Genomic DNA, 13,058 nt, shown 5'->3' with positions numbered 1-13,058 from the left:
ATATACTAAACACCACATGTCTAGATATCTAGATGATATGTTACGATAATTAGTATGTCTGTTTATTTTTTCTTGCACAAGAGGGATACTATTTGATGTCGCACGCTTTAAAAAAAATTCCAGCTACACGGTCCATTTATTAATAATTGTGCATACTACAAATATCCTGCATGAATTATCTTTAAGGAGGAAAGTTTCGTGAAAGATAAATCCTATAAAGTCCTTTCTATGTGGATTTTACAAATTTTATTTTATTTTACTACTGTACATGTGACGAAATATGAGCACGCGCTCATTTTTACAATTATATATGTCATCATAAATGTACTATTCCTATTTTCAGCTGATAAAACAGCATTTATTTTCTTTATACTGGGAACCATCATTTCAGTATTCTATTTATTTTATGAAGCGTGGCTTCACTTATGGAGTACATCAGAACAATGGGAATATATCATTACCCACTTCCTAATGGCAGCTAACTTCTTCATTGTTTATATTTCAACCCACCTATTAAAAAAGGTCATCCTTAAAAATAAAGAGTTAACTGAACGAGTGAGAGTGTTGGAGCAATACATCGGAGAATCAAAACTATTAACAAGGCAAGAATTCGAAAGACGACAAGCATTATTAAGGACTGCGATGGATCGTCGTAATGAAACAGGCATGATTATTTTCTTTGATTTCACTTCCTTTAGTAAATATACGAAGGAAAGTGTCATGGATCGTGTAGCTTCATTATTAGTTGATACAGTAAGAACTGACTTTGACCTTGCTGCTGAATATGACAGTAACACATTAGTCATTTTATTACAAAACACAAATGAAGCCGGTGCTGACATTGTAATGAACCGTCTACATCCAAGAATGGAGCAATGGCTTGCTGCTGAAGCAATTCAAGATATTAAAATAAAACGAGAACAAATCAATGCAAAGGGACATATCACATTATGATGACACTCGTTATGCTTCTTTTATTTATTTTGTTTTGTGTACTTGTTTTCTGGATCAGCATCACATTTTCAATTAAATATGTATTGATTTTTACCGCCTTTCTATTCTCTGCTTTACTCGTTTATTACTCTTTCTTAACAATTGCGGGCTTAATTCATCGAAATAGTAAACGAAAAGATCGTACGCTAGAACATTATCCAAGTGTAGATATTTTAATACCTGCCCATAATGAAGGCGTCGTTATTAAAGATACATTAGAAGCAATGGCAAAGATTGAATACCCAGGCAAACTAAACGTTTATTTATTAAACGATAACTCTCAAGATGAAACACCTGAAATTGGCGATGATTTCGACAAAGCTTATGCTCATATTCATCACATTCGTGTACCACCTGGCGAACCGAAAGGAAAATCGCGTGTATTAAACTACGGCCTTAGCATTTCGGATGGTGAATATTTCTGTGTTTACGATGCAGATAATCAACCTGAACCACATGCACTGCGAATGCTCGTAGAACATGCTGAAACAACAAAGGATGCCGTTGGAGCAGTTGGACACGTTCGTACAGTAAATGAGAAAAGAAACTGGCTTACACGAATGATTTCATTAGAATTTCAGATTTTCCAGCTCCTTATGCAATCTGGACGCTGGCTATTATTCCAAACAGGTTCACTAACCGGAACAAACATGCTTCTTCGTCGTTCCGCATTAGAAGAACTTGGCGGCTATGATCCTTATGCAATTGCAGAGGATGCTGAATTAACATTAAGAATTACCCAAAAGGGCTATCTCTTACCAATCGTCCCGGAATCGATTACATGGGAACAAGAACCTGAACATTTAAAAATTCTTATAAAACAGCGGACACGTTGGCTTCAAGGAAACTTATACATTTTAGAAAAAATGTTTTCTTCATTAAGCTTTTTTAAAGGGAAACTTCTCGTCCATTCCTTACAACAAGTTTTAGTGTATGTCGTATTTTGGCTATTCCTAATCATTTCAAACGTTTGGTTTATAATTGGACTGCTCGGCATATTCCAAATTCAATATAGCATTCCATTACTATTTATGTGGTATGTCGCATATATTACATATGTTTCTCAATTATTTAGTGCTCAGAGCGTCGAACGAACCTTTACACCGACCAATATTTTCATAAGCGTCATTATGTACTTTACGTACGCACAGCTCTTTACGTATTTGTTTATTCGCAGTCTCATTCTTTACTTACGTGCAAAGAGCAAGAAACAAGTAATTGGTTGGGATAAAACAGTACGATTTAAAAAAGAAAAATAGATTTCATTAAAAAATAAGCACAGAGCGCCGTATGCTCTGTGCTTATTTTTTACCGTAATACTATATATCAGACAATACCCCTTAGCTGAAAGTTATTTCACGTCCATCCCCCAACGAACGATCGACCTTCATTTATATACGAAAAAGTGATTGCTATTTTTGTAGAACCAATTGCTTCTCTTGATGCTCTTTACGAGTTTCAGTCTTTGGTTCCGTGCTTTCTTGGGCATTTCGATGTGCCACACGTTTCAAACAAATATGCTTCCACTTTCTTTCGTAACGTTTCATTATTCTAGTTGTCCCCCTTGAATGCGCTTTAAAACTATTTGAAATCGCTTACAGGAAATAATATAGCACATATACATAAAAGTAACAACACATTTCCGACATATTTTTGTCAAAAATATGAATATAATGTGTAAAATATCGGATATTGTCGAACTATATCGATTTTTCTTTTCAAATTACCGATATCTATAGTATTCCGTAACAAAGTAATGATTTTCCTACAATAGTATAGAACAGTGAAAAAGGACTGCCGACATTCGACAGTCCTAATACTATTTATATATACAGAATTTTTTTCTTCTATTATTAATGCTGTTTCATACGTCCTTCTTTTTGCAACTCTTTAAATAGTGCTGCAATCATAAAGAAAATAACAAATACGAACGGGAAGGCCGCAATAATCGACGCAGTTTGCAGCGCCTCTAATCCTCCGACATACAATAAGATCGAGGCTAACGCCGCTAGAACAATACCCCAAACCATTTTAATACGATTTGGTGGGTTTAAGCTACCATGTGTCGTTAACATCGCTAGAACAAACGTAGCAGAGTCTGCCGATGTAATAAAGAATGTTGAAATAAGTAAAATGGCTAACACACATAAAGCCGGTCCCATACTACCCATTTGGTCTAACATCGCAAACAATCCTACTTCTGTGCCCATTTCTTTAATTTGTCCATATATATTTGCATCATCAAATAGCTCCATGTGAATACCTGTTCCTCCGAAAACAGAGAACCAAAGCGCACCAATTACTGTTGGTACGAGTAACACACCAACAACAAATTCACGAATTGTACGCCCGCGTGACACACGAGCAATAAACGTACCTACGAATGGTGACCATGCAATCCACCATGCCCAGTAGAAAATTGTCCATGACTGAATCCATTGATTTCCGCCTTCATTTAATGGACTTAAACGGAAACTCATACTTGGCAATTCTTGAATGTATGAACCGATTGTTGAAGTGAAATAATTCATAATAAAGTTTGTTGGACCTGCAAATAATACAATTATCATAAGTGCAAACGCTAAAATAATATTCGCATTACTTAAATATTTAATTCCTTTATCGAGTCCCGTTTGCGCAGATAGCATATAAAGAACAGTTACAATTCCGATGATTACTAGCTGTGTCGGTAATGAGTTTGGAATGGATGTTAAATAACTAACACCACCCGCAATTTGCTTTGCCCCAAGTCCTAATGATGTCGCCACACCAAATACTGTTGCAAATACAGCTAGAACATCAAACATATGGGCAATACGGCCATGTTCACCGCCTTTAAATAGCGGACCCACTGTCGCACTAATTGTACTTGCTCTTCCTTTTCTAAATGTAAAATACGCAATACATAATGCTACAAGTGCATATAATCCCCACGGATGTAATCCCCAATGGAAAAATGAGAAACGAAGTGCAAGGCGTGCACTCTCTTCAGTCGCACCCTCTCCAAACGGAGGTGTGTATAAATGGTTCAACGGTTCTGCGACGCCCCAGAAAACCAAACCGATTCCCATACCGGCACTAAATAACATAGCAAACCATGTCATATAACTATAATCAGGTTCATCATCATCTTTACCTAAACGAATCGAACCGTACTTAGAAACAATTAAGAAAATAGCAATTCCTAAGAAAATAGAAACGGAAATAATATAGAACCATCCAAACTTACTAACTAACGCAGCTTGAATTACAGTCGTTACATTTCCTAAGCTACCTTTTCCAATAATAGATTCGGGAATAATCCCCCAAAGTGTAAATGCAATACATAATGTTAATGAGACAATAAATGTTTTCGTCAGTTTCCTCATCAAATCCCCCTTCGTATGTTTCATTTCTTGTAAAAATCATAAATTCCGATATGTTAAATCGGATAGAAAACCATAGTTTTTTGTGGTGATTTTCTTTCGGCTCTCTTAGTTTTGCCTTCACCAATTAGAGTTCTTATGGACAGCCTTACCTTCCGTACAACCTTTCCACTCTGCAAGAGCTACAAGATTGGAATACTACTGTCAAATTGTGTGAGAAAAATGCGGATGGGAAGAGATTTCCCCAAAAAAGGATGTGTTACAGTTTTAAAAAAGGGCAGATTTATTCTTTACAACCCTTTCTTCTTGTAACAATTATGCGGTTTTTTGCTAGTATATAGCGCGTGTTTATAACTTCACAAACGAGATGTTTATGTTTATATAACTATATTACCCATAAAACGGTAAAATACTCAAGGAATGTAACTGTATAGTAATCATTATGTAATACCCCTGTAATATTTTTATTTACACCGAAAAAAATATGTTGTATTAAATATTTTGAATATAACTAGAAACATACTAATTATATGGAATGAAAAACGCTTTCCTCTCATTCTAGCTATATTACAAAGTGTTAACGACTTATTACGAATGGTTTGTAATTGTGTGTTTTCCCAAAATCCGAAAAAATCTGTTGCTATAATGAGGACACGAAAACAAACGCAATGGAGGCTATCATGAAAAAATTAATTGGAATAGCAACAGCAGCAGTTTTTGGTCTTGGGATTTTCACCGCATCTGCTAATGCAGAAACTGTTGTAACAACAGACGTACTAAACGTACGAGAAAACCCTACTACTGAATCAAAAGTTGTCGGTAAATTACAGAATGGTCATAAATTAGATGTTCTAAATACAGAAAACGGATGGTCACAAATCAAATTAGATGGTAAAGACGCATTCGTAAGTGCAGAGTTTACAAAGAACTCTTACTATGTAACAGCTAACGTATTAAATGTACGTGCTGAAGCGAACACAAACTCAGAAATTCTTGGAACGCTTAAGAAAGACGATATGATCGAAACAACGAACCAAGTACAAAATGAGTGGTTACAATTTGAATATAACGGGAAAACGGCTTATGTTCACGTTCCTTTCTTAACAGGTACAGCACCTGTTATCGAGAAACAAGAACAACCTGCTCCTGCTAAAACTGTAGCACCAGCTAAAGCTCAAGCACCTGCAGCACAAGCAAAACCAGCTGCTAAGCCTGCTGTGAAAGCTGCTGAGACTAGCACACCTTCTGGTGGTCGTGAGTTAACAGTTGTAGCTACGGCATATACAGCTCACCCAAGTGAAAACGGTGGCACATACGGCGGCCGTGTATTAACTGCAATGGGTCATGACTTAACAGCGAACCCAAACATGAAAATGATCGCTGTTGACCCGAAAGTAATCCCATTAGGATCTAAAGTATGGGTAGAAGGTTACGGAGAAGCTATCGCTGGAGATACTGGCGGTGCAATTAAAGGTAACCGTATCGACATCCTACTTGGATCAGATAGCGCTGCTCAAAAATGGGGACGCAAAACTGTTAAAGTGAAAATTTTAAAATAACCATTGACTGCTAAATTACAGCCGGTTCTCTTTATTGAGAGCTGGCTTTTATTTTTTATATAATACATATAAGGAGGTGACGTCCATGAATTTAAAAGCTAAGGTAGACTGGGTCGGTACACCAAAACCGTACATATATAAAGATGATATAACATATGATGCTATCGCAATTGACTTCTCACTCGCAAATGATGACAATCGCTATAAATTAATTGTGCTCAAGTCTGAAGAAAATACACATTACAAAATCGTACAATATGGAATAAAGCCAGGCTCTCAAAAGCCATTTCCTATTGATATTCCATTCGAGCAAGGAATGCTACCATTTATAGAACAAATATTACAGGATCCATATGTACAAGCGATATTAAAGCAAACACGCTCCTAATTGCCAAAAAGGGTATCACCTAGTAGAATTTTCCGACTAAGTGATATCCTTTTTTATTTTCCCTTCATGAATACGAGTAGAGAAAATTATATCAATGATTTTCCGAATACATCTATCATAAATTACAATATATCAACGGTTCGACATGAAATATCGATTTACCGACAAAGATTGAAAATAGCGGTGCTACATAAAAAAAGAAACTGTTCAAAATTGAACAGTCTCTCTCTTAATATTAACGAGTCGGACCAGATACTTCCTCTGACTTCAGCGTATTATTCGCTCCAAGAGAATGGTACAATATCTTTCCATTTCCATTAACAGTAACGATATGGTCATTATTAAAGCTTTTGAATTTTACAGAGCCATCACCATAACGAATATGATATTCTTCATATGTCGTTACTTTATACTTCGTTTCACTTTGACGCTCTACATTACGAATTCCCATTGTTAATAAATCTTCTGTAATTCCTTTTTTGTGTAGATATTGCAAGTAATCACGGTCTTCCTTATACGATTTCCCGCTCTTATCATAATCACTTTCAATTAAGCTAAAATCATTTAATGCAATTGCACGCACGTTATTATAAATATGATTTTGTACAAAGTCACCAACTGCTGAGCTTGAAGCTTCTTTCGGGAACTTTAAATAATATGTGCTTTGGTCTCCAACTTTGATGCTTTCGGATTTAATGACACCAAAGTCAGTGTTTTTCTCTAAATGTACTTCTACCGTTTCATCTGTCGGTACAGGACCAAGTTTATAGCTACCGTAACTTAATTTTCCGCATTTCTTACCATTAACAAAAACAGTTGCGTCGCTTTCATCGGAAGAAATGGTTACATAATTTCCTTCAAGTGACAAATTCACTTCTACTGTCCCATTCTTTTCGTCTGCTAGATCTACTTCTTTTTCTGTCTCTAATTCAGTAACTTCTGTCTTCGCCTTCGCCTTTACAACATAAGCACCTGGGAAGTATGGACCTAATTCTTTTGAGGTTTTATCACTAGAAAGCTCTGTTTCTTTTTTATCATTTACATATATTTCAGCATTCTTTGCAGTTGTGCTAACACTCATGTAATAAGATTTCATGCTGAACTTATACTTCGGATATAAGAACCACTCTTTCCCGTCTTCTATAATTTGCCCATCTTTAAAAGATGCATTATCACTTGCTAACTTTTGATTTACTGTTTCTTTTTGTAAATAAGACAGTAATGCTTTATTGTACGAAGGATTATCCTTTAAATAACGTATGTAAGCTTTAATATCTTCTGTCTTCACTTTTAAGCTTGGATCGTCTACTTTCAAAAACTCATCGATTGCATTCACATCTTTCTTTTGGAATGCTTCGATCATTGCATTTACTTGCTTTTCCTTCGAAAACTTGCTTGCACCGAATTTATATGCGCCAAACAAAATAGCCACAACAATGACAAAACCTATAAGTAAAAACATGTTTTTCTTACTTTTCACTCGCCTTGTTGCTCTACGCATTTCTGAATGAGAAGAAGCTGTTTGATCAGCAATTTCTTCTACTTTACTTCCACACTCAGGACAAAAGTTCAAATGGTCTGCAAGCTGATTTTTACAAGTTCCACAAAACTTCAATATGCTCTCCCCCTATTTCTTAGCTAATTTCATTCCAGCGAAAGCCGCTACATATGTCACAATGAAACTAAACAAAGTTAAATATATAAATGAATTCTGCATAGATAGCACCGTGCCAATTGCCTCGAATAAATTCATTACATTTCCAGATACATCAATTCAAAACTTAGAAATTATGTTCATTACAATCATCATAATTGTGTAAGAGCCACTGCATACCGCTAGTGTAATATACATATTAGTAGTCGGTAATTCTACTAACTTTCTACCTGCGCTAAACATAAGGAATAACGGAATCACAAGTAATAATAAACCATAATGGAAGCCATCATTTACTTCATCAACCTCTGCGATATCTGCATTTGCACTTGCATTCCCTTTTTCAATTGAGCAATTTCTTGTGCAATTTGCAACTTCTGCTTTCCTTGTTCTATTCCCTCTTGTATCTTATTCATTCCACTACCTAATTTCGTCTATAAATCTGACAAGCTAACTCTCTCCCTATAAACATATGGTAATATACAAAATTAACTTCATATATATTACCATGATTTTCTAATTGTGTAATTAGAATTTCATTTTTTCTGTTTTGAGCATTTTTTGTTTATAATGGTAAAGGAAAGAAATCTGTGTACGGAGGAATATTATGCTGCAAGACTCAATTACGAAAGATGAAATTATGATGATTGCGAATGAGTTCGTTCAAGGGCTTGATCCACAGCAAGTTGCTGATCAAGAGCATGTCGCTACAGCTCGGCAACTATATCGTAGTGGTGTTGTCTATAACGTTGACTTTGATGGCTATACGCTATCCGGAACTGTAAATGCTGAAGGCAGTGTATATAGCGTTCACATCCCGATTCGTAATGTCACTGAAAGCTATTGCGATTGCTTCGCGCCAACGCAATGTCAGCATATGCTTGCTGTGTTACTATCTGCAGCTTCTAGTTTTGGGCAAGTAGGAGATGTATTAACTTTATTCAAAAATAATACAAAACCTTCTCTTCCTCCTATTCGAACTGCACGACAAGTATTGCAATCATCAGCTTTTGAAGAAATGGATTATAAAAGTTGGCAAACATACTTTGAAAATGAATATGAATCATTTAAAAAAGAACAAGCGCGGCTCACTTATAAACAAATGTATTTTCTTATGAGTCTTTTTACAGACTTCTATACAAAATTAGAACGGAAAGCTCCGCGCATCGTTGCTATTCATGAATTATTTAAGTTGCACGCGGCACTTTATTGCTTTCAAAAATTATTAGAAGAAATTCAAGAATTTGAAGCAAACAAACTATATTCTTATCACCAACCAGTTAACGTCGTTCGCCTATTCGTTGATAAAGTTGAATCTACCGTTAGGGACCTAAAAACAGAGGCGATTCCAGAAGAATCCAAACCGATTTTAGAAGAAACAGCGCGGCTCATACATGAAGCATTCTTCTCTACCGATGCCTATACACAAGAGCGATTCTTCATTTATCGTCACGTATGGGGTGAACTGTTAAGAACAGAAGAGCAGCTACAAGAAGAAAAAAAACGAATCGATACTAAAATCAATCCACTTTCCAAAGCATTAGCATCTTCTCACCTGCTCTTTTTAAACGGTGAAGATGTATCGGCAATGGAATTACTGGAAAAACAGCCTTCTTCTGTTGTGAGCCTTTACTTCTATTGGTTAGAAGAGTTATTAAGTGCGATGGAGTGGGACCGCGCTAAAGATTGGCTTTCCTTTACTTATAAACAAGTAAAAGAAACGATAACGGAACAAGAAAATACCGTCTTCATACAAGATATCGTTCGATTATTTGTGATGATGTATGAGACATATGCAACGCATACGAATGAACAAGCGGGATTAGAAATGATTTTACAAGAACTATTACCGTATAGTTTCACAAATTATGAACAATATGTACTTGCGAAGAAACAATACCATGCATGGACGGAACTTCAGCTCTTATATGGATTCGAAGTAATCGAACTTTTGAAAGAACCATTGAAAGATATTGAAAAAGAAGCGCCCGAAGCAGCACTTCCTCTTTATCACCATGCCGCAATGGAAGCAATTGAAGAGCGAAATCGCAAATCATATAAACGTGCCGTTCGTTACTTAAAGAAATTACGTATGCTTTATAAACGACTGAAGCGAACTGATGAATGGGATGCTTTCATTATTCATATCGCTAACTTACATTCACGTCTGCGTGCACTACAAGAGGAATTACGGAGAGGAAAATTAATCGATGATCATACAAACTGAAGTAACAATTAGGCTCCAGCACGTTAGTCAAGGTTGGTTCCTTTGGGGAGAAGATGATAGCGGTACGCTCTTATCCGTAGCAACTTGGAAAAAAAATGCATTCGCATGGCACTCTACTTCTTTCTACGGAACGTTTTTAAAAGAAGCAACGTATGAGGGAAAACAAGGCGTTATGTTAACGAATGCACAGGCATTTGAATACATCGCAAATAAACCGATGAATTCATTTGCAAATATGCAAATGAACGGTCCTATTACGGCACTTACAAAGGACGCAAGTGAATTATGGGACGCTTTCGTCAGCGGCAGCTTCGCACCTGACATGAAGCATTGGTCTCAGCAGCCATCTTGGAAAGTTCAGAATACCTCAATTGAAGATGACATGTTAGCATCTCTTTTCTCTGCCGCTGTGAACGAAAGTATTTTGCAAGATGCTCGCTCAAATGACGGATGGGAAGATGCAAAGAGACTATATGAACATTACGACTTTACGAAAAGGCAATTGGAAGCAGCAATACATGAAGAAGATTGGCTTCGAAAAATTGGTTACATTGAAGATGATCTTCCATTTACAGTCGGCTTAAGACTACAAGAACCGCAAGAAGAACTTGAAATGTGGAAGCTTGAAACAATCGTTACACCAAAACGTGGTGCACATCGCATATATGTATATGAAAGTATCGATTCCTTACCAAAACGATGGCACGATTACGAAGAACGTATCCTTGAAACACAAGAAGGATTCAGTAAGCTCGTACCGTGGCTAAAAGAGGACGACAAGTTCCGAGAAGAACTCTTTGAAACGGAAGCTTGGAACTTCTTAACCGAAGCAAGTAATGAATTACTGGCAGCAGGTATTACAATTTTACTACCATCATGGTGGCAAAATTTAAAAGCAACAAAACCGAGGTTGCGTGTACAGCTGAAGCAAAGTACAGCACAAACACAGTCTTTCTTCGGCATGAATACGCTCGTTAATTTCGACTGGCGCATTTCAACGGACGGAATTGATTTATCAGAAAGTGAATTTTTCGAACTCGTTGAACAAAACAAACGTCTTTTCAATTTAAATGGTCAATGGATGAGACTTGATCCTGCCTTTATTGAAGAAGTAAAAAAACTAATGCACCGTGCCGATAAATATGGACTTGAAATGAAGGATGTGTTGCAGCAACATTTATCTAATACGGCAGAAACAGAAATTGTAGAAGACGATAGTCCGTTTACCGATATTGAAATCGAGCTAGATGGATATTACGAAGAGCTTTTCCAAAAACTTCTACACATTGGAGATATTCCAAAAGTAGATGTACCATCTTCGCTACAAGCAACACTCCGCCCATATCAACAACACGGTGTTGAGTGGTTACTATACTTACGAAAGCTTGGATTTGGAGCGTTATTAGCCGATGATATGGGACTCGGAAAAAGTATTCAAACGATAACTTACTTACTATACGCTAAAGAAAACAATCTCCAAACAGGTCCTGCATTAATTGTGGCACCAACATCAGTCCTTGGAAATTGGCAAAAAGAATTTGAGCGTTTCGCACCAAGTTTACGTGTTCAGTTACACTATGGAAGTAACCGATCTAAGGATGAGTCATTTAAAGATTTTCTTCAATCGGCAGATGTTATATTAACTTCTTATGCATTAGCTCAGCTTGATGAAGAAGAACTTAGTACGTTATGCTGGGACGCTGTTATTTTAGACGAAGCACAAAATATAAAAAACCCACATACGAAACAGTCGAAAGCAGTAAGAAACCTACAAGCAAATCACAAAATTGCTTTAACCGGTACACCGATGGAAAACCGACTTGCTGAGCTTTGGTCTATTTTCGACTTTATCAATCATGGGTATCTCGGAAGCTTAGGACAATTCCAGCGCCGCTTCGTCACACCGATTGAAAAGGACCGCGATGAAGGAAAAATCCAGCAAGTTCAGCGGTTTATCTCGCCGTTTTTACTGCGTCGTACGAAGAAAGATCAAACGGTCGCATTAAACTTACCAGATAAACAAGAACAGAAAGCTTATTGTCCACTAACTGGCGAACAAGCTTCCTTATATGAACAACTTGTTCAAGATACATTACAAAATGTAGAAGGATTAAGCGGAATTGAAAGACGCGGATTTATATTACTTATGCTGAACAAGCTAAAACAAATTTGTAATCACCCAGCCCTTTATTTGAAAGAAGAAGAACCACAAAATATCGTCGAGCGCTCTATGAAAACAAAAACGGTAATGGAGCTCATCGAAAATATAAAAGACCAAAATGAAAGTTGCTTAATCTTCACTCAATACATTGGCATGGGGAACATGCTAAAAAGTATGTTAGAAGAAACATTTGGTCAGCGCGTCCTCTTCTTAAACGGGAGCGTACCGAAGAAAGAGCGTGACAAGATGATTGAGCAGTTCCAAAACGGAACGTATGACATCTTCATCTTATCGTTAAAGGCTGGCGGAACAGGATTAAACTTAACTGCCGCCAACCATGTTATTCACTATGACCGTTGGTGGAATCCAGCTGTAGAAAACCAAGCAACAGACCGTGCTTATCGCATCGGTCAAAAACGCTTCGTTCACGTTCATAAGCTTATTACAACGGGAACACTTGAAGAGAAGATTGATGAAATGTTAGAACGAAAACAATCATTAAACAACGCCGTCATTACAAGCGATAGTTGGATGACCGAACTATCAACCGACGAACTAAAAGAATTACTTGGCGTATAAAGTGAAACTTTAATCAATGGGGTTTTGTTCATCCCCCACTGATTATTAGCCTTCACCAATCGGGCTTTTACGGACAGTTAATGCTGGATAAGGTGGATGTTTCTATTCCCACAAATAGCGGGATAAATGAAA

9 protein-coding genes and 2 pseudogenes are annotated in these 13,058 nt (G+C 36.8%); 6 read left to right on the top strand and 5 right to left on the bottom strand.

The window, feature by feature from the left end; genetic code table 11:
- Positions 1 to 198 precede the first annotated feature (198 nt).
- Together B5P40_RS03730 and B5P40_RS03725 are read left to right on the top strand one after the other, a co-directional pair.
- The gene (locus B5P40_RS03730) at positions 199 to 954 is read left to right on the top strand and encodes a nucleotidyl cyclase domain-containing protein (RefSeq protein ID WP_113708862.1); all 756 of its coding nucleotides are present in this window, start codon (positions 199 to 201) and stop codon (positions 952 to 954) included.
- Positions 951 to 2,252, top strand: coding sequence for a glycosyltransferase family 2 protein (locus B5P40_RS03725; RefSeq protein ID WP_078203610.1), 1,302 nt, complete (start codon positions 951 to 953; stop codon positions 2,250 to 2,252). Before B5P40_RS03730 ends, B5P40_RS03725 begins: the two co-directional genes overlap by 4 nt.
- 153 nt (positions 2,253 to 2,405) lie before the next feature.
- Here the strand turns inward: B5P40_RS03725 and B5P40_RS33310 are convergent, their stop codons facing one another.
- A complete protein-coding gene (locus B5P40_RS33310) occupies positions 2,406 to 2,540 on the bottom strand; it encodes a hypothetical protein (protein WP_002068447.1) in 135 nt (44 codons plus the stop codon).
- 306 nt (positions 2,541 to 2,846) lie between these two features.
- Positions 2,847 to 4,361: a glycine betaine transporter OpuD gene (gene opuD / locus B5P40_RS03720; protein WP_113708861.1), complete on the bottom strand. Its 1,515-nt coding sequence runs from the start codon at positions 4,359 to 4,361 to the stop codon at positions 2,847 to 2,849.
- A gap of 677 nt (positions 4,362 to 5,038) precedes the next feature.
- Here opuD and B5P40_RS03710 point away from each other — a divergent pair.
- Both B5P40_RS03710 and B5P40_RS03705 read left to right on the top strand, forming a co-directional pair.
- Positions 5,039 to 5,917 (top strand): cell wall-binding protein EntA, encoded by an 879-nt coding sequence (locus B5P40_RS03710; protein ID WP_002167369.1) that lies wholly within the window; start codon positions 5,039 to 5,041, stop codon positions 5,915 to 5,917.
- Between the two features lie 85 nt (positions 5,918 to 6,002).
- Positions 6,003 to 6,305: a DUF3910 family protein gene (locus B5P40_RS03705; RefSeq protein WP_002184639.1), complete on the top strand. Its 303-nt coding sequence runs from the start codon at positions 6,003 to 6,005 to the stop codon at positions 6,303 to 6,305.
- Positions 6,306 to 6,540: 235 nt separating this feature from the next.
- Here B5P40_RS03705 and B5P40_RS03700 read toward each other — a convergent pair whose 3' ends face one another.
- The 3 genes and pseudogenes from B5P40_RS03700 to B5P40_RS33300 form a co-directional block, all read right to left on the bottom strand.
- On the bottom strand, positions 6,541 to 7,920 hold the full coding sequence (locus tag B5P40_RS03700) for a zinc ribbon domain-containing protein (RefSeq protein WP_113708860.1): 1,380 nt from the start codon (positions 7,918 to 7,920) through the stop codon (positions 6,541 to 6,543).
- A gap of 12 nt (positions 7,921 to 7,932) precedes the next feature.
- Positions 7,933 to 8,319 (bottom strand): annotated as a pseudogene (locus B5P40_RS33305) (zinc ribbon domain-containing protein); the annotation flags it as partial.
- Positions 8,277 to 8,375, bottom strand: a pseudogene (locus B5P40_RS33300) (zinc ribbon domain-containing protein); the annotation flags it as partial. The pseudogenes B5P40_RS33300 and B5P40_RS33305, both read right to left, overlap by 43 nt.
- A 191-nt stretch (positions 8,376 to 8,566) precedes the next feature.
- On the opposite strand from B5P40_RS33300, the gene B5P40_RS03695 reads away from it, so the two are divergent.
- Positions 8,567 to 10,186: an SWIM zinc finger family protein gene (locus B5P40_RS03695; RefSeq protein ID WP_002068435.1), complete on the top strand. Its 1,620-nt coding sequence runs from the start codon at positions 8,567 to 8,569 to the stop codon at positions 10,184 to 10,186.
- Positions 10,170 to 12,926, top strand: coding sequence for a DEAD/DEAH box helicase (locus B5P40_RS03690; RefSeq protein WP_113708859.1), 2,757 nt, complete (start codon positions 10,170 to 10,172; stop codon positions 12,924 to 12,926). Before B5P40_RS03695 ends, B5P40_RS03690 begins: the two co-directional genes overlap by 17 nt.
- Positions 12,927 to 13,058: the final 132 nt, after the last annotated feature.

Origin of the sequence: Bacillus sp. SRB_8 (assembly GCF_003264205.1) — a bacterium.
Classification (GTDB): Bacteria; Bacillota; Bacilli; order Bacillales; family Bacillaceae_G; genus Bacillus_A; species Bacillus_A mycoides.
Note: the sequence above shows the minus strand (reverse complement) of the source record. Positions and strands in the feature narration are given on the sequence as shown.

Bases quoted from the DNA above. Each gene is read 5' to 3' on its own strand.
- B5P40_RS03705 (WP_002184639.1), top strand. From the start codon at position 6,003: ATGAATTTAAAAGCTAAGGTAGACTGGGTCGGTACACCAAAACCGTAC.
- B5P40_RS03695 (WP_002068435.1), top strand. From the start codon at position 8,567: ATGCTGCAAGACTCAATTACGAAAGATGAAATTATGATGATTGCGAAT.
- B5P40_RS03690 (WP_113708859.1), top strand. From the start codon at position 10,170: ATGATCATACAAACTGAAGTAACAATTAGGCTCCAGCACGTTAGTCAA.
- B5P40_RS33310 (WP_002068447.1), bottom strand. From the start codon at position 2,540: ATGAAACGTTACGAAAGAAAGTGGAAGCATATTTGTTTGAAACGTGTG.
- B5P40_RS03725 (WP_078203610.1), top strand. From the start codon at position 951: ATGATGACACTCGTTATGCTTCTTTTATTTATTTTGTTTTGTGTACTT.
- opuD (WP_113708861.1), bottom strand. From the start codon at position 4,361: ATGAGGAAACTGACGAAAACATTTATTGTCTCATTAACATTATGTATT.
- B5P40_RS03710 (WP_002167369.1), top strand. From the start codon at position 5,039: ATGAAAAAATTAATTGGAATAGCAACAGCAGCAGTTTTTGGTCTTGGG.